This is a genomic window from Streptomyces sp. MB09-02B (assembly GCF_033794485.1).
Classification (GTDB): domain Bacteria; phylum Actinomycetota; class Actinomycetes; order Streptomycetales; family Streptomycetaceae; genus Streptomyces.
The window spans coordinates 21714-42034 of sequence record NZ_JARGEE010000023.1 but is presented as its reverse complement, the minus strand read 5'-3'; the positions used below and the strand labels follow the sequence as shown (position 1 = coordinate 42034).

General features: G+C 69.7%; 12 protein-coding genes and 4 pseudogenes. 11 read left to right on the top strand and 5 right to left on the bottom strand.

From position 1 onward, the window contains the following. Positions 1 to 146 precede the first annotated feature (146 nt). Entirely contained in the window at positions 147 to 1517 is a 1371-nt protein-coding gene (locus P1P70_RS05975; protein WP_319235181.1) for a glycoside hydrolase family 43 protein, read from the bottom strand. Positions 1518 to 1857: 340 nt separating this feature from the next. On the opposite strand from P1P70_RS05975, the gene P1P70_RS05970 reads away from it, so the two are divergent. The 8 genes and pseudogenes from P1P70_RS05970 to P1P70_RS05935 all read left to right on the top strand — a co-directional run bounded on the left by P1P70_RS05970 (position 1858) and on the right by P1P70_RS05935 (position 10740). Beyond that, on the top strand, positions 1858 to 2229 hold the full coding sequence (locus P1P70_RS05970; protein WP_319235179.1) for a hypothetical protein: 372 nt from the start codon (positions 1858 to 1860) through the stop codon (positions 2227 to 2229). Positions 2230 to 2430: 201 nt separating this feature from the next. After that, positions 2431 to 6432 (top strand): helix-turn-helix domain-containing protein, encoded by a 4002-nt coding sequence (locus P1P70_RS05965; RefSeq protein ID WP_319235177.1) that lies wholly within the window; start codon positions 2431 to 2433, stop codon positions 6430 to 6432. 40 nt (positions 6433 to 6472) lie between these two features. Next, positions 6473 to 6813 (top strand): annotated as a pseudogene (locus P1P70_RS05960) (transposase); the annotation flags it as partial. A gap of 457 nt (positions 6814 to 7270) precedes the next feature. Further along, positions 7271 to 7468: a hypothetical protein gene (locus tag P1P70_RS05955; RefSeq protein ID WP_319235176.1), complete on the top strand. Its 198-nt coding sequence runs from the start codon at positions 7271 to 7273 to the stop codon at positions 7466 to 7468. 2 nt (positions 7469 to 7470) lie between these two features. Continuing rightward, positions 7471 to 8214 carry a 2OG-Fe(II) oxygenase gene (locus P1P70_RS05950; protein ID WP_319235175.1) on the top strand — a complete coding sequence of 248 codons (744 nt, stop codon included), beginning with the start codon at positions 7471 to 7473 and terminating at the stop codon, positions 8212 to 8214. Positions 8215 to 8362: 148 nt separating this feature from the next. Continuing rightward, a complete protein-coding gene (locus P1P70_RS05945; RefSeq protein WP_319235173.1) occupies positions 8363 to 9244 on the top strand; it encodes a hypothetical protein in 882 nt (293 codons plus the stop codon). A gap of 160 nt (positions 9245 to 9404) precedes the next feature. Beyond that, positions 9405 to 9535: pseudogene (locus tag P1P70_RS45680) on the top strand (IS5/IS1182 family transposase); the annotation flags it as partial. A gap of 284 nt (positions 9536 to 9819) precedes the next feature. Then, the gene (locus P1P70_RS05935; protein ID WP_319235171.1) at positions 9820 to 10740 is read left to right on the top strand and encodes an NlpC/P60 family protein; all 921 of its coding nucleotides are present in this window, start codon (positions 9820 to 9822) and stop codon (positions 10738 to 10740) included. Between the two features lie 165 nt (positions 10741 to 10905). On the opposite strand, the pseudogene P1P70_RS05930 reads toward P1P70_RS05935, so the two are convergent. Continuing rightward, positions 10906 to 11883 (bottom strand): annotated as a pseudogene (locus P1P70_RS05930) (McrC family protein); the annotation flags it as partial. After that, a pseudogene (locus tag P1P70_RS05925) lies at positions 11880 to 13720 on the bottom strand (DUF4357 domain-containing protein). The pseudogenes P1P70_RS05930 and P1P70_RS05925, both read right to left, overlap by 4 nt. Positions 13721 to 14065: 345 nt before the next feature. Between P1P70_RS05925 and P1P70_RS05920 the strand changes: the two are divergent. Then, positions 14066 to 14833 (top strand): hypothetical protein, encoded by a 768-nt coding sequence (locus P1P70_RS05920; RefSeq protein ID WP_319235169.1) that lies wholly within the window; start codon positions 14066 to 14068, stop codon positions 14831 to 14833. Positions 14834 to 15017: 184 nt separating this feature from the next. After that, positions 15018 to 16130, top strand: coding sequence for an ADP-ribosylglycohydrolase family protein (locus P1P70_RS05915; RefSeq protein WP_319235167.1), 1113 nt, complete (start codon positions 15018 to 15020; stop codon positions 16128 to 16130). Here P1P70_RS05915 and P1P70_RS05910 read toward each other — a convergent pair. Then, positions 16115 to 17437 carry a 5-methylcytosine restriction system specificity protein McrC gene (locus P1P70_RS05910; protein WP_319235166.1) on the bottom strand — a complete coding sequence of 441 codons (1323 nt, stop codon included), beginning with the start codon at positions 17435 to 17437 and terminating at the stop codon, positions 16115 to 16117. The genes P1P70_RS05915 and P1P70_RS05910 overlap by 16 nt on opposite strands. After that, positions 17430 to 19544, bottom strand: a complete 2115-nt coding sequence (locus P1P70_RS05905; RefSeq protein ID WP_319235164.1) for an AAA family ATPase — start codon at positions 19542 to 19544, stop codon at positions 17430 to 17432. The genes P1P70_RS05910 and P1P70_RS05905 overlap by 8 nt, the downstream gene beginning before the upstream one ends. A 146-nt stretch (positions 19545 to 19690) precedes the next feature. Here P1P70_RS05905 and P1P70_RS05900 point away from each other — a divergent pair, with 146 nt between their 5' ends. Further along, complete coding sequence (locus tag P1P70_RS05900) at positions 19691 to 20089, top strand: hypothetical protein (protein WP_319235162.1); 399 nt, start codon at positions 19691 to 19693, stop codon at positions 20087 to 20089. The last annotated feature ends 232 nt before the right edge of the window (positions 20090 to 20321 follow it).

Here is a 20321-nt window from a genome sequence, read left to right as displayed (position 1 = left end):
GCCCCTACCCGTCCCATCCTCCAGGGGCTTCGCCCCTTTGCCCCCCCTTCATGCCCCCTGGTTGACCGTCGTCTGCGGATTGGTGGGGGCTGGTCACGCAGTTCCCCGCGCCCCTGACGGGGCGCGGGGGGCTTCGCTCGGTGCTGTTATGCCCAGGGGCTCACGGCCGTGAAGCTGCTGTCGGCTCGGAAGGTGTCCGTGGCCTGGTAGGTGTCCACGCGCAGTTCGTAGTTGTAGTGGCGGATGTAGCGGCCGGGGTAGTTGTACGACTCCAGGCGGACGGAGCCGGCGGTCGTGCCCGGACGGGCGCAGTACGTCGCGTCCTTGTCGAACACCGCCGTGCCGTCGTCCGCGGCGAAGCGGACCCTGAAGTCCCAGTGCCGCAGGTAGCGGCCGGCGGAGTCGCGGAAGGAGTAGCAGTTGGCGTCCGCGAGGCCGGGCACGATCGTGAAGGTCGCGCTCTGCTTGACGGCGGTCGTGCTGGAGGACGTCACCGGGTCGACGTACCCGAGGTTGTCGGTGCGGGCGACGGCGTAGCGGCCCGGGAAGTTGACGGACTGCAGGGAGCGGGTGGTGTTGGTGGGGAGGGTGACGCCGCCTGACACCGTCTCCTTGAGGACCGTCAGATGGCGTACGAAGCCGGTGAGGCCCGGGAGCTGGGTCGGGGTCGACCAGGTGGCGAAGTTGTTGTAGCTGTCGCTGTACCAGTACTGCCCGGCGCCGTAGGCGTCGTAGTAGATCCGCCAGCCGCCGTTGTCGAGCTGGACCAGTGCCGGGCCCTCCATGCCGGAGCCGAAGCCCGCCCAGTTGCCGGTCTTCGTGATGGTGTACGGGCCGGTGAGGCTGGAGGCGGTGCCGTACTCGATGTACTTCGTCGTCTCGTTCTTGGTGAACGCGTGGTAGGTGGAGCCGATCTTGACGATGAAGGTGTCGATGTAGTTCGGGCCGATGCCGGAGAGCTGGGTGGGCGCCGACCACGCGGTGAGGGCGGAGTTCGTCGCCGTCAGCTTGTACGGCTTGAAGATGTACTCGCCCTCGGCGGCGATCGACGCGGACAGGATGATGTTGACGCTGCCGTTGGTGTCGACGAACCACTCCGGCGCCCAGGCGCGCTGCAGGCCGCTGATCGGGACCGTGTAGTCGTAGAGGAAGGTCCAGTTGAGGCGGTCGGTGGAGCGGGCGAAGCCGATGGTGGTGGAGAGTGCCGACCAGGTGCGGGTGGTGTAGGTCAGGTAGTAGTAGCCGTCCGTGTGCTTGAAGATGCTGGGGTCACGGATCAGGCCGGAGGGCGGGGTGTACGCCGGGCCCTTGCGCAGGGTGAACCCGGTCGCGTCCGGCGAGTCGTAGACGTACATGTTCGACTCGCTGCTGTTGGTGAACGCGGTCATGGTGTACCGCGTCGCCTGTCCCGTCGGCGGGTGGGCGGCTCCGGCCGCGCCGGCGAAGGCGGTGGTGAGCCCCAGGAGGGCGGCCACCGAGGTGAGGAGGGCGAGGACCGCCCTGAGGGTTCTGTTCAACGCTCGTCCCATTTCTGCGTGAACTGCCCTGAGGCGTGAGGATGTTGTTTTGTTCGGCATGTCGTACATCGTGCGGAACTTCGGTCAGAAGATAAGAGGGGGGTATCTGCACGTCAATGGGTTGCGCAGGGATTGTGCGAGGTCGGGTTCCGCTTAGCTGCCGTCCAGTGTCCCCGAGTTGCCTCCGGTCCCGAGTTTCCCCAGCTCACGACTGGTTTCCCGAGCGGCTCACAGGAGGGCAACAGGAAACCCGTCGACCCGGCGGGTGACGGGGGCAACTCTGGATTCGTCAGCACGCAGCAAGACCACCACCAGCAGGACCCACGACCAAGGGGGAACGATGCGCAAGCTCAAGACGATGCGGACCGCGGCGGCACTGGCACTCGCGGTCGGCACGATGACCGCGGTGGGCGCGGGCCAGGCCCAAGCGGCTCCGCAGGCCACCGTCCACGGCTGTGCCTCCGGGTACGTCTGCCTGTACCCCGGCGCGGGCTGGAACGGTGACCGCCCGACCATCACCTACTACCGGTACGGCACCTACAACCTGAACAACGTGACCGGCACGTACCGCATCCTCAACAACCAGACCGGCAACGCCTGGTTCCGCACCTGCACCGGCTACAACGGCACGGGCTGCGAGGGCTTCCTGTACCCCAACATCTACATCGACAAGAACATGACGCCGATCAACTCGGTCGTCGTGGGGCAGTAGCCCTGGTCGCTCGATCGCTTGCTCGATCGCTTGCTCGATCGCTTGCTGGATCGCTTGCACGAACGTCCGGAACCGCATCGGCCCGCGGTTCCGGACGCTCGTGTTTGCGCCACTCCGAGTGAAAGGCTTGTCCGCCCTCAGCGTCCCGACAGTAACCTGGGCATCCGCCGTCTCACGGCCCGCACTGCCCTGGGGGACACCTTGAGGGACCCGCAGCTCGGAGATGCCCCCGAGCACCCGACCGACGGGGACGGGACCGCGCCGACCACGCCGTCCTTCCCCGCACAGCTCAGACGACTGCGGCGGGAACGCGGACTGTCGCTCACCGACCTGGCCCGCAGCACCCACTACAGCAAGGGCTACCTCAGCAAGATCGAGACCGGTACGAAACGCGCCACCGTCGATGTGGCCCGCCTCTGCGACCAAGTACTGCACGCCGAGGGCGAGTTGCTGCGGCTGGTCGAGCGGCAGGCCCCGCCCGGCGACGGCGGACCCGAAGGGGAGACCGCGTCCCGGCAGTCGGGCGGCACGTGCCCCTACCGCGGTCTGTCGGCGTTCACCCCGCAGGACGCGCAGTGGTTCTTCGGACGGGAGCGCGCGACGGCCGCCCTGGTGGAACGGGTCTTCGAACGAGTCGGCAGCGGACCGCTGATGCTGGTCGCCCCCTCGGGCGCGGGCAAGTCGTCCCTGCTCAACGCCGGCCTCGTGCCCGCCCTGAAACGCGGGGACTTCCCCATGCCGGGCGCCGACCGCTGGCCGGTGGTCCTGCTCACCCCCACCTCCCGCCCCCTCGACGAACTGCTGGAACGCACCGCCAAAGCGGTCGGCGGGGACCTCGGCATCACCGTGGAGACGGTGCGGGACAACCCCGCCGCCCTGCTCGCCGCAGTACATGCGATGTCGGACGAGCCGCACACGGCCCTGATGTCGGACGAGCCGCACACGGCCCTGGGGGACCGCAGACCCCCGCCCCCTCATCCCGTCCTGATCGTGGACCAGTTCGAGGAACTGTTCACGCTGTGCTCCGACGACGAGGAGCGCCGTGCCTTCGTCCAGGTGCTGCGCGCCCTCGCGACCACCGGGCCGGAGGACGACACGCCCGCCCCGGCCGTCGTCGTGCTCGGCGTCCGCGCCGATTTCACCGGAAGCTGTCTGGGCCTGCCCGAACTGACCCCGGTCCTCACCGACGGACTCTTCGTCCTGGCCCCCATGACCGTGGCGGAGCTGCGGGAGTCGATCACCCGCCCCGCCGAACTCGCCGGTGTCACCCTCGAACCCGGCCTCGTCCCGCTGCTCCTGCGCGACGCCGGACTGCGCGACGAACCCGGGCCACCACTACGGGGCACCGCGCACGTCGGCGGGGCCGACGCCCCGCACCCCTCCGGAATCGACGCCCCGCACCCCTCCGGGATCGGCGCCGCGCACCCCTCCGGGATCGGCGCCGACGAGACGCCCTCCGGCGCGCTCCCCCTCGTCTCCCACGCACTGCTCGCCACCTGGCAGCGCCGCACGGACTCCGCGCTGACCGTCGACGGGTACGAACGGGCCGGTGGCATCCAGGGAGCCATCGCCCGCACCGCCGAGAACGTGTTCGCCCGGCTGTACCCGGCCGAGCAGCGGACGATCCGCCGCATCCTGTCCCGTCTGGTGGTGGTCGCGGACGGCGCCGGAGCGACCCGTCGCCGGACGAGCCGGGCCGCCCTGATGGCACAGCTCGGCGACGCGGACGGCACGGCCGCCGCGCTCGACGCCTTCGTCCGCGCCCGGCTCATCACCCTGGACAGCGACACGGTCCAGATCACCCACGAGGCCCTGCTGCACGCCTGGCCCCGGCTGCGCGACTGGATCCACGCCGACCGCGCCGGCCTCCTCCTGCACCAGCAACTCGCCCACGCGGCCGCCGAATGGGAGCGCGAGAACCGCGACCCGTCCGCCCTCTACCGGGGCACACGGCTGGAGACCGTACGGACCTGGGCCGACGAGTCCGACGGCCGGCGTCGCCTCGGCCCCGGCGAGGAGGCGTTCCTGAGGGCGAGTCAGGCGGAGGAGGACGGCCGCCGCAGACAGGCCGGACGCCAGATCCGGCTGCGCCAGTCCCTGCTCGCCACGCTCGCCGTCCTGCTCGGGCTCGCCGTGACCGCGGGCGGCCTCGCCTACCAGCAGCGTGAGGGCGCCCTCGACCAGGAGCGCGCCGCCCGCTCCCAGGCCCTCGCCGTGCGGTCCGCGTCCCTCGCCGGAGGTCGGCCGGAGGCCTCGATGCTGCTGGCGGAGGAGGCCTACCGGGCGGACACCACCGTCGAGGCGCGCGGCGCCCTCCTGAGCACCCAGGCCCAGCCCTTCTCCGCCCGGCTCGGCGGCTACCGGGGCCCGGTCAACGCGGTGGCCTTCGCGCCGGACGACCGGACCCTGGCGACGGCCAGCTCCGACGGCACCGTCATCGTGCGCCGCGCGACCGGCGACCACCGGACGCTGGCCACCTTCACCGTCCCCGGCCGGGTCCGGTCGGTCGCCTTCAGCCCCGACGGCCGCACGGTCGCGGCCACGTCGACGGACGGCCCCGTGACCCTCTGGGACGTCCGCGACCGCCGTCGGACAGCCGCCCTCCCGGCCGGTACCAAGGGCGACCGGGCGGTGGCCTTCGACCCCCGCGGCGGCACGCTCGCCGTCGGAACCGCCGACGGCGCCGTCGAACTCTGGAGCACCGGGCGCACCCCCCGGCGCACGGCCACGCTCACCGGTCACAAGGGCACCCTCAACGCGCTGGCGTACGCGCCCGACGGCACGAAAATCGTCTCCGCCGGCGCCGACCGGACCGTACGCCTGTGGGACACCGACCGCGCGCGACGGCTCGACGTGCTCGAAGGCCACACCGACGAAGTGCTGGGCACGGCGTTCTCCCCGGACGGACGGCAGGTCGTCTCCGGCGGCATCGACCGGACCGTGCGGCTGTGGGACGTGCGCGGCGGCGAGCAGACAGCGGCGTTCACCGGGAGCAGCGACGACATCAACGCAGTCGCCTACACGCCCGACGGCACGGCGGTGATCGGCGCGGTCGGCGACGGCACGACCCGTCTGTGGGACGTGCGCGGCGGCCGGCAGACCGCCGTGCTCGCCGGACACACCGACTACGTCATGGGGGTCGCCGTGACCTCCGACGGGACCCGGCTGGCCACGGCCGGCTTCGACCAGTCCGTAGTCCTGTGGGACCTGGGCGGGCCGGTGCTGACGGCACGTCCGTTCACGGAGGTCTGGCAGGCGGCCTACAGCCCCGACGGGAAGCTGCTGGCCACCGCCGACACCGACCACACGGTGCGGCTCTGGGACGTACGGACCCACCGCCTCCTCAAGAGGCTCACCGGCCATGCCGAGACGGTCTTCTCGGTGGCGTTCTCCCCCGACGGCAGGACCCTCGCCTCGGCGAGCTCCGACGGCACCATCAGGCTGTGGGACGTGGCCGGGCGCAAGTTCCTGGCGACGCTCACCGGTCACACCGGGGAGGTCTTCTCGGTGGTCTTCGCGCCGAACGGCAGGATCCTCGCCTCGGCCGGCGCCGACCGCACAATCCGCCTCTGGGACATCGCCTCACGACGCGACATCGCCGTCCTCGAAGGACACGAGGACTACGCCAACGCCGTCGCCTTCAGCCCCGACGGCCGCACCCTGGCGAGCGCCGGAGACGACCTGACCGTACGGCTCTGGGACGTCGCCTCGCACCGGGCCCTGGCCGAACTCACCGGTCACACCGGCGCGGTGCGGAGCGTCGCCTTCAGCCCGGATGGCCGCACCCTCGCCAGCAGCGGCAACGACGGCGCCGTACGCCTGTGGGAAGTGCGCACGCGTCGTTTCGAGGCAACCCTCACCGGACACACAGGCTCCGCCCGGGGCCTCGCCTTCTCACCGGACGGCCGCATGCTCGCCAGCAGTGGCAACGACCGCACGGTGCGGCTGTGGGACATGCGGGCGCGGCAGCCCTGGGCGACGCTGTCCGGCCACAGCAACGCCGTGTGGGGCGTGGACTTCGCGCCCGACGGGCGGACGGTCGCCAGCAGCAGCACCGACGGGACGGTACGGCTGTGGGACCTCGACGCCGGGGCAAGCCTGGAGAAGATCTGCCGCGTGAGCGCCGGGCTCGGCCCGGCGGAACGCGACAGCCTGCTGCCGGGAACACCGGTGTCCGCAGGCCCGCCGTGCGGGCGCCGCTAAGAAGTCATCTCATTTGGTGTTCGCGGGTGGGCTGTTGGTCGTGGTGGGGATCGTTGAGCGGCTGGTGCCAGACGAGTTGTGGGTGCTGTTCCAGCGTGTGGTGCCGGAGGCGCCGTCGCGGCCTCAGGGCGGTGGGCGGCGCCGGCACTGCGCCGTGAAGTACTGGCCGCGATCGTGTTCGTGGCCACGTCGGGTTGTACCTGGCAGCAGCTGCCCACGGCGTCGTTCGGCCCTTCGGGGGCGACAGCCCACCGACGGTTCTCCGAGTGGAGCAAGGCCCGGGTGTGGGCCAAGCTCCACCGCCTGGTCCTCGACGAACTCGGTGCCCGCGGCGAGCTCGATTGGTCCCGCTGCGCGATCGACTCGGTGAACATGAGGGCGGCCTGGGCCATGAGTTTGCTGAGCTCCGCCACCGCATGGTCGCGCTGGCTCTCCCGCACCGCGTCCCCACGCCCGAACCACTCGGCGACCCGGCCCCGAAAACCGTTTCACAGGTCAGTCCCCGCTGCCTGGACCACTGCAGATCCGCCCGCCGCCGCTGTCGCCGATACCAACTCGTCCAGCATGCCGCCTCTTTCAACTCCCGTGGCCCTGCGGGCATTACGACCCTAGCGCGCGAAGGGCGCCCGCGGAGGGAACTCGCACCTGGTCGGGGCCCGGCAAGGTCGACGCCCTCGATGGCGTCAGCCGCTGCGGTACGGAGCAGCCCGGCGCCGCGTGGGACTACCTCGCCTCGGTAGTCCCCTGAGCCGGTCCCCGCCCCGTCTCCCGGCCCTCTCCGCCGCGTTGGGTACGTCCTGCTTGCTTTGGGGGCTCACCCCGACCTAATATCGTCATCGTGACGATAATCGCCCAGTGGCCCCCGCTCCCTGCAGGCATCGACTCCAGGGGCCTCGAGTCCCTCCACGGACTCGAAGTGCACAAGTGCGTGGCCCGCGGTCCCGCCGTCCACCTCAATGCGCTGCCCGCGGCCGTTCCGGGCTGTGGGGCCCACGGCCACGTGGGGATCGGCGACGGCCTCAGCACGGAGAAGTGATCATGTTCGAAATGCCGGTAAATCCCTTTGAGCTCTCCGAAGAAGTGCTGAGCCGAATATCTGCCGATGACTCATGGACCCCGATCGAATCGGAGATCTCAAAGGCCAACGCCAAGGTGATTCGCCATTTCCTCACTCCGGCCGAAGTGGAGGCATTCGCGACCGAACTGGCCGCCCAGTGCTTTGCCCCGGTGGGCCGAGACGGCGTTGCCGCCGACTACGCAGAGGGAGATCCGGTCGCTCATCTCCGCGCCACGGCCGAATCCACATCCCTGGCGGCAGAATTCTACCGCAGGCTGCGGACGCTTCTGTCGCTTGAAGTGGGATCGGATGATCCGACGGATTCGGACGGAAGGCCCTGGAGGCCGGCGGCCGTCAATCCGCGTATGCGCTTCATCACGTACGAACACGGCGGATTCATTGTCCCACACTACGATTCTCCATATTTCGCCCCAGACGGAAGGCGCACTCTCCTGACGGTCGTCGTCTACCTGTCGTATGAGGCCGTGGGCGGAGAAACGCGGTTCATCGCCGATAAGCAGAACGATCTTCCCTTTGCGCAACGTGACTTCTCTGACTGGCCGCGGCTCGCGAAGCCTGAGGAAATAGTGAGTGCCCTCCGCCCCGAACCGGGCGATGCGCTCCTCTTCTGGCATCGGACGCTTCACGACTCGGCCCCGCTTCTTGAGGGTAAGAAAACAATACTCAGAACCGACGTGCTCTACGAGCCAGTGGATGTGCCTTGAGCAGCGGCAAGGCCACCGTCGCGCTGTCCCTCACCCCGGAGACCGACGTCCGGCACGCCGTGATCGCCCACCTCCGAGCCGGGCGGCATCGGGTCCTGCCCGCGGCCGGACATCGAATCCACTCGCACCGAACGGCAGGGAGAGCAGCATGACCAACGGGAGGATCCACACCGACTGGGTGGAGACGGTGTCTCAGGACGGCCTGCACCTGATGCAGACGCGCTTGGAGGTGAGAGTTCCTACGTCTGAGGGTCGCAAGTTCATCACCTGCGGTCTGGCCCGGAAGACGTACGTGGTGAAAGACGGTATTGCCTGTCGGGTTTCGTCCTACGCACTCGGCCGCGACCTGGGCAGCCCGGGCAACTACGACTTCGAGATCGTTTCTGCGACGGGGGGCCCTCCGATCCGGAGGTTCTTCAACTGGGACGGCGTGCCGGCCGAGATACTCGAGGGCGCTCTGTTCGACGCGCATGAGGGGCTTGACGATGGCGAGTACATCGTCCGGATCGCGGCGGGAATGACGACCAGCTGGGACAGCGGGACGGGACAGGGCATCGAGCTCCATGTCCCGTGCCACGAGCTCGCATTCGGCGTGGTGGGATCCGCACCGCAGGAGGTGCGCGCGAGTACCGGCGGCCCGTGGGCGGCGCGGCCCTCCGTGGAGATCCCCGTGGTCGATTGGCGCGATCAGTCCACGGCGGAGGCGGCATGGGAGGCCTACCTGAACGGGAGCATAATCAGTCGGGATGCCTACGGGATCTTCTCCCCGCAGCATCTGATGAGGAATCAACGGGATACCGCTCTGGAGATTCTCCGGAGCGAAGGCTACGCCATACCGCGAACCCCGGAACCCGCCGAGACGCCTGGGACCTGGCGCCGCTGGGGTGGAGCATGGATGCCGGCCGATGTGCTCGCGGCCCTTCACACCGTGCCGGACGACACCGCGCAACGTGCGTGGTATCAGGGAGCGAAGGAATCCCTGGACAGCGCATGGGATATGTACCTCCTGTGGACCACCGACGTGTTCTGACCGGGCCCGCGCTCCGTCCATGACCACCGTGGCGGGCCGTCGGCAGTCACCCGGCACCGAGGTGCCGAGTACCGGCCGCGGCCCGGTCCGCCTCCGGCCTGACTGCCGGTCGCGGCCCGGGCGAGGATGTACGGCAGCACCAGAAGGTGCGCCCGCGAGGTTGCGCCAGCGCGGCATCCGCCACCGCATCGCCCGCAGGGGAATCGAGTCCTCGCAGCGGCTCGGACGCCACCGCTGGACCATAGAACGACCATGGCCTGGCTCGCCGGCTACCGCCGACTCCACCGCCGCGCGACGAACGCAAGGCGCAACGCTTCCTCGCCTTCACCAGCCCGGCCCGCACCCTCGTCTGCTACCGCAGACTCACCAAATGAGATGACCTCCAAGTGAGCAGCCGCCCTGCTCACAGCGGGTTTCCTAGGTGTTTCCCGGTTGCCCGATCGAAGGGGGCGACACCTGCGCCCGCACGAGAAGGCCGCGGAACGGCAAGCTGCTGCAAGACCGCAACGACCGCACGACCGCAACGACCGCAACGACCGCATGATCCACGTCAAACAGGAATCGGGGGTCCCGGCATGGTGAGCCGGACCGGACTCAACCGCCCACTGAACGCACGCGCACTGATCACACGCGCACTGATCTCTCTTCTGGCCGTCCTCCTCTGGGTGCCGGTGGCCACGTCCGCCACCGCCCAGGCGGCACCCGCCGCTCCCGCCGCCGGCGACTGCCGCCCCCTCGCACCCGGCGCGTCCGCGGCCGCCGAGCGGGCGATCGCCGCCGCCTGCGCCGAGGTCGCCGCCGGCACCTGGTACACCTGGGGCGGCGGCCACGGGGCCCAGCCCGGACCCACGTACGGGATGGTGGACCCCAGCGACCCGGAGGACAGCAAGCACGACCCCGAGCGCCGCGGCTTCGACTGCTCCGGCCTGGTCCGCCACGCCTACGCCCAGGCCACCGGCGGCTCCGACATCCTCAACGGCGTCGCAAGCCAGCAGTACTACACGCACCGCGCCGCCGCGCGCTTCACCGCCGCCCAGGGCCTCGCCCCGCTGCTGCCCGGTGACCTGCTGGCCTGGGGCACCAAGAAGGACCTGCAACACATCGCCATCTACCTGGGCGCCGGCAAGATGGTCGAGGCCAAGGAGTCCGGCACCAAACTGATGGTGAGCGACGTGCGCCTGAACGGCTCCTACTTCGGCGCCGTCCGCGTCAACACCGGCGCGGTCACCGGCCACGTCCACCAGACCTGGGGCACCGACGTCTGGACCAAGGCCCAGCCTAGCCTCGGGGCCGACCGCGTCTACGCCTTCCCGTACTCCACCACCATCCGCGTCCAGTGCCAGAAGCACGCGGAGAACGTGATCGCGGAGGGCTACGAGAACGACGTCTGGTCCTACCTCCCCGACTACAAGGCCTGGGTCACCAACATCTACATCAAGGGCCCGGCCTGGCTGGCCGGCGTACCCGACTGCAAGGAAGCGCCTCCCACTCCGTGACGGACTCGTGCCGGTGACCGTGGGGGGAGGTCACCGGCACGAGCGCATTCTGAGGCACTGGCACAGCCGCCGACGGAGCTGAGTGAGGACAGGGAATTGGGGGGTGGACCCCGACGCGGTGGAGGACGCCGCGCCTGGTCCGGAGGGCTCACCGGAATGCGCGACGCACGGGGTGCCGCCGTCCGGCCCGTACAGTACGAAGTCCGGCTTCATGCGGATCGCGGCGGCTCTGTCGAGGTGGTGAGGGTCCTGGAGCCGGGCGGTGTGACCCGAACCGGTGGTTCGGAACGCCTCCCGCAAGGCGACCGTCACGAAGTCCTCGAAGAGCCTGTTCATGTCGAACAGGAACCCGTCGATGCGCAGCCCGCCGGGCGAGTGCTCGGCGGAGATGCCGTCCAGGACAGTGCGGGCGAGGTGCAGGGCGTGGTGGTATCGGGCGTTGAGGCGGGTGGGCAGCCAGTCGGGGATCGGCTGCCCGCGCACGATCGCGGTCACACCGGCCAGCCGGGCGCGCTGGTGCAAGAGCCTGCGGCGTACGTCGCGCGGCACACCGGGCAGCCGAAGGGGACGTTCGACGGCCGTACGCAGGATGCGGTTCTCCGCGATGTCGGTGGTGAACTCGTCGTATGCGATCTCCACAGGCAGTGTCGCCCCGAAGCGCCGTCGTATCTGCTCGGCCTCCCGGAGCCGTCCGCGGACGACGAGAGCGCTCTCCTCCGCCGCCTTGTACCCCTGCAGCAGCCCTTGCCGCAGCGCCCGGTCCACCTGCCGCTCCACCGCGTGGGCGAGCGCGGGCACCAGATCACGGTGCTCAGCAACCTCGACTTCCCCGTCCCGCCAACTCCCCTTGGGATCAAGGCTGTAGCCGAGCAGGAAGAAGAGGCGGACGATGGGCACCTTGGGGGTGACACGCACGGTGACCGGCTCGCCGCCGCCCGGTACGGTCACGGCCACCGCCCCGACCTTGCTGCCCGCCCGCAGCGACCAGTGCCCCGGCGCGTACGGGTCGGGGGTCGCCTCCACGATGTCGGCGGCGGCGAGCGCGCGACCGATGGGCTCGGGGAGGGCTCGGCGGACGGCCGGCGCGTGCTCCACCAGCTCTATGGGCTCGACAGAGTCCACGGCTTCCACGGCGGACGTCACGCCAGCGACTCCCGCAGCGCGGCCAGCCCGTACCGCTTCTCGATGTCCGCACCCTCCCCGTAGTGGTGCTCCTCCAGCAGCGGAAGGATCTTCGTCCGCAGGTCCGCTCCAGGCCGCCCTCCCGGTAGACGCCCTTCTTCATCAGATACGAGGGCCCTATACGGAAGTCCGCTTCGTCGATACGGGAGTTGAGCGCGTCGAGCAGGTCGGCCGTCTCGGTGTCCTTGCCCTCCTTGGCCAGCCAGCGGCGCAGCAGCCCACTCGTCGGTTCCGTGCGCGGCGACAACTCCACAAACGCGAACCGGCGCCGCATCGCCGCGTCCACGAGGGCGATCGAACGGTCGGCCGTGTTCATCGTGCCGATCACGAACAGGTTCGGCGGCAGTGCGAAGTCGTCGCCGGAGTACGTCAGCCGCACCGACTTGTTGCGGTACTCCAGCAGGAAGTACAGCTCGCCGAAGACCTTCGCCAGGTTGGCGCGGTTGATCTCGTCGATGATCAGGAAGTGCGGGATGTGACGGTTGCCCTCGCGGGAGGCGAGGTCGGCGAGTTCGCGCAGCGGGCCCGCGGTGAGCCGAAAGGCGACCTCTCTCGTCTGCGGGTCCTCCTGGGGCCGGAAGCCCTCGAAGAAGTCCTCGTAGGCGTACGACGGATGGAACTGCACGAGTTTGACCTGCTCGGGCCCGCTGCCGAGGAACTCGGCGAGCTTCAGCGCGAGGTAGGTCTTGCCGGTGCCGGGCGGCCCGAACAGCACCAACTGCCGTTCGTCCGAGAGGAGTTCACGCACCTCGCGCAGCCACGCGGTGTCGTGCACCAAGAGCTCGTCCGCCAGCTCGTCCGTGGGCTCGGGCAGCTCGAGCTCGCGGCGGGCGACGATCGCCGGGATCTCGACGCTCGGGTCCCGGTCTATGGCTTTGGCCTCCTCCGTCAGCTCTTCGTCGCTTCGGCCCAGCCCTTCGACGAGGGCTTGGACGGGTGTCAGATCGACGACGTCGTGCTGGATCGAAAGCTTCTGCTGGAGGGCCTCCGGCAACTCGTCGTACGGGACTCCGGCGGGCCTCCAGCCGGCCCTCCGGCGCAGATTGGACAGCCCGCCCTCGGACTCGACCTGCTCGGCCTCACCGGTGACCGTGCCCACGTACAACTGCCCGTCGGAAATGGCGCAGAGGGTGTCACCCAACCGCATCTGGGTCAGGAAATAGTGCAGCTCGTCGACCATGGCCTGCTTCTGGCTGTACGAGGTGGTGGCGTCGTACCCCTCCTGTACGAACCGCCGCAGCACGCTCTTGGTGGGGTCCGCCTCGTCCACCTGTGGAAGATGCGTGGCCGAGAGAGTCACCCATCCGCCGGGTACCCACAGCCGCTTCACCAGGTCGCGCCCGGACACATTGGAGCCCCGCACCAGCCATGATTTGTGGGGGGTGCGCCACGAGCTCCCGAGATAGTCGACGAGCGGGAAGCCCTCTTCCGTGCGCCATTGCGCCAAGCCGTCAGTGCTGCGTCCTGCCACCACGGAGGCTGCCGCAGAGGGGGAGTTGCACTCGATGTCCCGTGTCGTCTCCCAGAAATCCGGCCATCGGTCCGACTCCTTGCGGATACCGCCGTCCGTCACCAGCCTCTCCCGTTGGGCCGCGGGGTACGGCGGGATGCCGGGGGTCTCCTCGGGATGCACGGGTGAGCCGGCGAGGACGAGGAACTTCAGACTTCCGAGCCCCGGCTTCGCTCTTCGGCCCGCTTTCATCCCTTTCTCGGGCAGCACCTGCCCCCGGGCCCGCGGCCCTCCGTTCGGCAGGGTCAGCAGGAACTCCGGGTACACCGTGCGGGCCCCGGCCCGCACCGCTTCTGGGCGGGCCTCGTCTCGCTCGCTCACTCCCCGCTCCTTGCCTCGGCGCCCGACGGTGCGCTCAGACTTGCCGATCCGCTCCGCGTGCCCCTACCCGCGGGGTACGACGACTGGCGCTCGCCGCGGATCGACGCCTCAGGTCATGGTGTTGCTCCGGTGTGATGCATCAGAGGATCGAACCACTGAGGCATCGCAATGCGTACAAGGACGTTCCCGTACCTCTGCCGATCCGACAGACTGGGCCGATACGACGATGGGGGCGTACGGGTGGCACGTCGGGCATGTGATGGCTGGGTCGGAAGTCTCAAGGGAGAGACACTTTGCTTCACCGGCAAGGTCGTGGTGGACGGCAAGTGGCTGGTGCGTTCGGAATGCGTCCGAAGGGCCGTGCGGCGCGGCGCGACATCGAAGACGGACTTCTCCGGCGCGATCAGCCTCGTGGTCCACGGCGACCTCACCGGCAAGCAGGTGTCCGACACCCGGCGGGACTACAGCGACACCTTGGTGGGCACCGAGCGTGAGCGGGCATCGGGTCATCACGTGCACGTCGTGGACGGAGCCGGTTTCGGTGACCTGATCCACGACTTTCCGGCGCCCTGCCTGGAGCTACGGCGCCCTCCGCGAGGAACCGCCCCAGAAGTGGTACCCCCGCCGGCCAACCGCGACATTCTCGGTGCGCCCCTTCAGGTGCGCAGGATCGGTCGCCATGGGGTCCGGGAGCTGGCCGTCGACCTCAGTTCCCTCGATGAAGCGACCGCCGCCCACGAGAGGACCGTCGGTGCGCTCATCAGTCATCTGGCGCGACAGAAGATCGAAGCCCACACCTTCGCGAGGAACAGTCCGAAGTTCGACGCGGGTTGGGTGACCGGGAAGGAAATCTTCGTCGCCGAGGTGAAAAGCCTGACCGGGACGAGCCAGGACCAGCAGATCCGCCTGGGCATCGGCCAGGTGCTCGACTACGCACACCAGCTTCGGTCCGCGCTCTCCGGCTGGTCGATACAGCCGGTCCTCGTGTTGGAGAAGAAACCCGCGGACAACAGGTGGGGCTCACTCGCCAAAGCGGTCGGTATCAAACTGATCTGGGCACCGGAATTCCGCGGCATCTGAGGCCACACCTTGACCGGTCGACTTCGTACGAGGTGCACACCGGATCAAGCCCGCGAACCGGACAGGCCACACGCGGCGCGAGAGCGAGGTGCGGACCTTTGGACCGGCACCGTACGGTCAAGCGCGCCTGCTGCCGCCAAACCCTGACACTCGAATTCGTACGCCCATAGAAAGACGCACCGCCTTGCCCCACGATAAGGATCACCAGAGGGAACTCTTCGCCCAGCAGTCCCGCGTACGGGGAATGATGCTGGGCCTGGCGCTCGGGGAAACGGTGGGAGGGGCCCGGGGCAGGCTGCCGGTCGGAGGGGCGCTGCGGGCCGGCGTCAGCACACAACTGGCCTGCTTCACCGCCGAGGGCATCATTCGCGCTCAGGTGCGCGGGAACCACAAGGGTATCTGTTACGCGCCGGGCGTGATCCTGCATGCCTACTGCAGGTGGGCCTACTTGCAGGGCATCGAGCCGGAGAAGATGCGACGCCGCTGGAACGCGCACGGCGTCTCGGTGTGGCCGGACGGCTGGCTCGCGGGCGTGCCCGCGCTGGCCGAGCGGCGCGGCAGCGCACCGGCGACGGTGACGGCCCTGTCCCGGATCGAGGCGGGCGAGGAGCGGATGGCCACTCCGAGCCGGGGTTGCCACGCACTGACCCGGAGTCTTCCTGTCGCGGTCGCCGGAGCCGGAGGGATCTCCCAGGCCGGTGCGCTGGCCGCGCTCACGCACGGCGACCCGGCCGCGCAGGCCGCCACTGTTCACGCGACCGTGCTGGCACACCACTGTCTGACCCATCCCGTTCCGGAGCGCGGCCCGGCCTCCCGGTCCGGCGAGTCCGTACGGGAAGCGCTGTACGCGGGCGTCACCGCTCTGCCGTCCACGGGACGGACCCTCACCGGCGATGAGCACGGTCGTCTGACGGCGGCGTTCCGGCAGGCGGTCGACGAGCCGGTGGACGCGGGACGCCTGGCACGGCTCGCACCGGACGCCACCGCCCCCTCGGCTCTGCTCGGTGGCCTCTACACAGCGGCCGCGTTCCCTGACCGTGCCGATTTCCGGGCCGCGTTGGAGTTCGCGGCGGGCGCCCCTGACAGCGACTCGGTCGCCTGCGTCACCGGCGCGCTCCTCGGCGCGGTCCACGGTGCCGAGGAACTGCCGGTCGACCTGGTCGCTCGGCACGAACTGGCCTGGGCCCTGGACGCCTTGGCTCGCGACCTGGTGCTGGAATTCGACGACTCACCCAGCGGCAGCGAGTACATCCAGGGGTGGGACTCGTACTGGTGGCAGCGCTACCCCGGCTGGTGATGTCCACCGGCTAGCCTGTCCACCGGCCGGGCCGCGTCCTGTCGGGAGTAGGCACAGCGCCAGACGTTCGACGAGCCGATCCACTGCACTGCCTGCTCGGGCGTGGTGCGGGTGTCGACGCCCAGGACGTGGATGATGCCCAACAGGCCTTTGGGGCCGCGCACCTGGAGGATTCGCTGGGCGTGACCGCCCGGCTGGGGATGGACGATGACGGCCGTCGGGGCGTCGGCGGACGCGTAGCCGCTGCTGTAGGTGAGGAGCTGGTGGACGTCGGCCGCGCTCACGCCGTGGCGGTCGTAACGCTTGTACTTGGCGTCCACGGGCAGCAGCGTGCGTTGTGCCCTGTCGTGTCCTGGGGGTCCTGGAAGGCTGAGCAGGAGATCAGGCCGGAAGGTCGAGGCGTTGCCCAGGTCTCCGCGGACGGTGATGCCGACGCCGCTTCCACCGGGTACGGCGTGGCCGCCGTGCGGGCCGACGGCTTCGGTGCCGAGACGGCGGACGACGGCTTCCCAGAGCGCGGGCATGGCGAGCAGGAGACCGTCCGCCGTGGTGCCGAGGTCGGTGAGCAGGTCGGTCACGCCTCCACCGCGCAGCAGCAGGCGGGCCCAGGTGTGTGCGGGCCGGTAGCGGGCGTTGAGGCGGGTGTAGTGGGTGCGGTCCAGAGCGCGGAGCGCCGCGGCTGGGGTCGGGGCCTGCGGAAAGGCGTCGGCGGCGCTGTGCAGAGCGCGCGCCAGACCCGGACTGGCGGTCAGGGTGAGCGCCGTCTTCAGCGCGCTCCCCAGAACTCGGTTGTCCCAGATGTCCGCCTCCCTGTCGAAGGTGCGGACGTGCAACTGGTCCAGTTGCCCGTAGCGGCGGGTGGCCTGGGCGGCCATGTCCAGGCGCCCCCGGAGCACCGGTTCGACACTCCGGCGGCGTACGTAGTCCCGGCGCAGCCCCTCCCGCAGCAGCCGCTCGCACTCTTCGAGCAGGGCGGCGGCGACCAGGTCGGCGTATCCGTCAGGACCGGTGGCCCACCGCCTGGCCGTCGCCGGGACAGGCGTACCGAGAGCGTAGGCGAGCCAGCTCATGAGCTGCTCTCCCTGAATGGCGAACTTGGGTGCGATGACCATGCGGACACGGTCCAGGACCAGGACCCCCACGGTAGCGTCGGCCTTGAGTCGCCAACCGGTGCGCTCCCTGGTCAGGGTGAGGCAGCCCCGGGCCTGGAGGGCGTGCAGACGGTCGACGTCCCGGGGAGTGAGTTGATCGGGCTCCAGCGGGACGGACTCGTACTCGCCGAGCTGGACGGGGGCGCGGTCAGGCATCCGGGCCGGGACCGCCGCTGGTGAACTCGGTCGCCAGCGCGTCCGCCAGGTCCTGCGGGGGCATGAGGAGCGGACGGCCGGTCCCGGCGTCGACCAGGCTGCCGAGGATGCGGTGCAGCAGTTCCGCCCGGCCGAGGCAGTAGTCCTCCAGGAGCGGGATCACCTCGTGGTGGAAGGCCGCGGCCAGATCCTCCTCGGTGGCGATCGGCTCACCGTCCCGCAGCAGGTAGGCGTGCCCGATCTGGTGGTCGGCGTCGAGATGGCGGGCGATGCGCGTGTTGAGGGACTCGAAGAACGCGGCCAGGTCCAGAGGGCCGACGGTCCCGGACACCGCGTCCGGGTCCGGGCCCACGGGCAGGAAGGCGAAGCGGCGACGGACCGCGGCGTCCAGGTGGCTGATGCTCCGGTCGGCGGTGTTCATCGTGCCGATGACCCGGACGTTCGACGGTACGGAGAAGCGGCGCTTGCTGACGGGCAGGGCGACCGGCAGGTTCCGCTTGTCGAGTTCGAGGAGCGTGATCAACTCGCCGAAGATCCGCGGCAGGTCACCGCGGTTGATCTCGTCGACGATCAGCAGGAACGTCTGATCGGGATGGGCGGCGGCCCGGCTGCACAGGCTGTGGAACAGGCCGTCCGTGAGAGCGAGGGTGAGCCCCGGGCCCGTGGCGCTCAGGTCCGGCTTGAAGCCCTCGACGAAGTCCTCGTAGCCGTAGGAGGGATGGAAGGTGACCATGCGGACACGGTCACCGTGCAGCATCTCGGCCTGCGCCTCGGCTCGTTGGCGGGCGTCGGCATCGGCACCGAGCACGTCCGCCCGGCCGTCCAGGGCGAGGGCGGCTCCGAGCGCGAGCCGGGTCTTGCCGGTACCGGGCGGGCCGTGCAGGATCACCTGCCCCTTGCGCTCGAGTGCGTCCAATACGGTCTGCACGTCCTCGGGCAGCGCGACCGGTGTGCCGAGGCCTGCCTGCGCCTGTTCGGTGCCCGGGACGGAGCTGGAGTCGACGTTGTGCGCGGTGAACCTGGCGAAGAGGGACGGGTCGACCTTGGCGAAGGTGGACCGCCACCCGTGCTGGGGCTTCGGCAGTTTCTGCGCGTGGGAGAGGTCCCAGACCACCGGGACGACGTGGTGGAACTCCGGCCGGTCCGGGTCGTAGCGGTAGCTCCCCTCGACCCTGCCGGTGGCCAGGACCTCGTCCGTCCCGCGGTTGGCGACGACCCGGTCTCCCGCCTCCATGTCCCGGTAGGCAAGCAGTCGGCGGGCGAGGGTCAGGCTGCCGCCAGTGCTGCGCGGCCAGTGCGCGTCCAGGGCCTGCTTCAGTTCCGTGTCGCTCTGGTACTGGCCGAGATCGCCGATCTCGTCCCACCCGACGCCGATGAACCCGCCGTCCCGGCATTCCTCCCACAGGCGGCCGCGCTCGCCGGGGGCGATCTTCCAGATGGTGCGTTGCCGGGGATTGAAGTGCTTGTACAGGAAGCGCATCACCTCCTGACCCGTCCAGCCCTCGAACTCCTCACGGGCCCGCACGAGTTCTCGCAGTTGACGGTTGGTGCGCGAGGCAGGGACGCCGGCCTGCGCCTCACCGCCGAGCAACGTGACGAACGTCCGCAGATGTTCGGCCGCGTAGATCGGCAGGAAGTGCTGAGGGAAGTAGGTCGCCAGGGACTTCGTCACCAACGTCGGCCCGTACCGCAGCACTTCGAGGTCGTCCAGCGCCTCGAAGTCTCCTGACCCGACGGCGTCGAAGGCCCGGACGAACTGTCCGCGCAGTTCCGCCCAGGCGTCCTGCGGGTCCATACCCCTCAGCGGAGCGGCCAGCCGCCATTCGCCGGAGTTGTGGTGGTACATGATGTGCTTCGCGGCACTGCCGCCCCTGATGCTGCCCAGGTTCGGGGTGAGGAACTCCAGCAGCCGGCAGTACGTCGGCGCCGACCCGGGCGGCGCGGCCTGCCCGAGGGCGTACCGCTCCAGCGGCAGCTCCGCCCACTCCTCCAGCGGAAACCGGGACAGCACCTGCTTGCGTTCGTCCTCGGCAGCCGACTCGAAGTCCACCAGGCCAGCCCGGTCGAACTCGGCCGCCGCTGTGCGCACATCCACCCCGTTCGTCATGGGGCCATGATGCCGGAGTACGAGTGGCGTTACCCGCGCGGTGCACGGTGGGGCAACTTTCTGTGTGCGAGTCAGGTGGCCGGCACGATGCTCGGCACAACGAAATCCGTTCCTGGACAGTGGGTACAACGGCGACGGGAGATGTCGTGCAGGACTGGATCTACATCCTCAATCCGAACAAGGACACCTTTGACGGTGAGCCCTCCGACAAGGAGACCGTGCGCCGTCTCGCCCACGAGGACCCCGAGCTTGACCTCTGGCTCAGCCGACGCAACCGTATGAGCCCGGGCGACCGCCTGTGGTTCTTCTTCAGTCAGCCTGAGTCGGCGGTCGCCGCGGTGGCCGAGGTCGACAGGGAGCCGGGGGAAGACCCCGACGACCCCGATTTCTCCTACCGGGTGGACGTGACTCTGCTGCCCGGGCCCACGGACGCCTTGTACGGCAACCCGGTGGGCCGGGACGAGCTGGAACTCGGCCAGGTCCGGTCGGTGCAGAAGGCCAAGCCGGGCGCGTTGAAGATCCTGTTGGCGCGAGCCGGCCTGTGAGACGACCGCCGAGACGGATCGGTGAGGCGCGTGACACCAGCAACTCCGTTCGCAATGCACACAGTTGCTAACGTTGCCAGGGAGTCGGTGACCGGAACGGGGGAGACGATGACGTTCGGTGACGAGTGGGCGCGACTGGTCACGCAGGACGATCTCGGGGCGGTCGGACATGAGGCGTACCCTGCACCCCACAGGTCTGGCCGGGAGTTCGACATGCGAGGCAGCGGATCAG

Bases quoted from the DNA above. Each gene is read 5' to 3' on its own strand.
- P1P70_RS05970 (WP_319235179.1), top strand. From the start codon at position 1,858: ATGCGCAAGCTCAAGACGATGCGGACCGCGGCGGCACTGGCACTCGCG.
- P1P70_RS05950 (WP_319235175.1), top strand. From the start codon at position 7,471: ATGTTCGAAATGCCGGTAAATCCCTTTGAGCTCTCCGAAGAAGTGCTG.
- P1P70_RS05945 (WP_319235173.1), top strand. From the start codon at position 8,363: ATGACCAACGGGAGGATCCACACCGACTGGGTGGAGACGGTGTCTCAG.
- P1P70_RS05935 (WP_319235171.1), top strand. From the start codon at position 9,820: ATGGTGAGCCGGACCGGACTCAACCGCCCACTGAACGCACGCGCACTG.
- P1P70_RS05910 (WP_319235166.1), bottom strand. From the start codon at position 17,437: ATGCCTGACCGCGCCCCCGTCCAGCTCGGCGAGTACGAGTCCGTCCCG.
- P1P70_RS05905 (WP_319235164.1), bottom strand. From the start codon at position 19,544: ATGACGAACGGGGTGGATGTGCGCACAGCGGCGGCCGAGTTCGACCGG.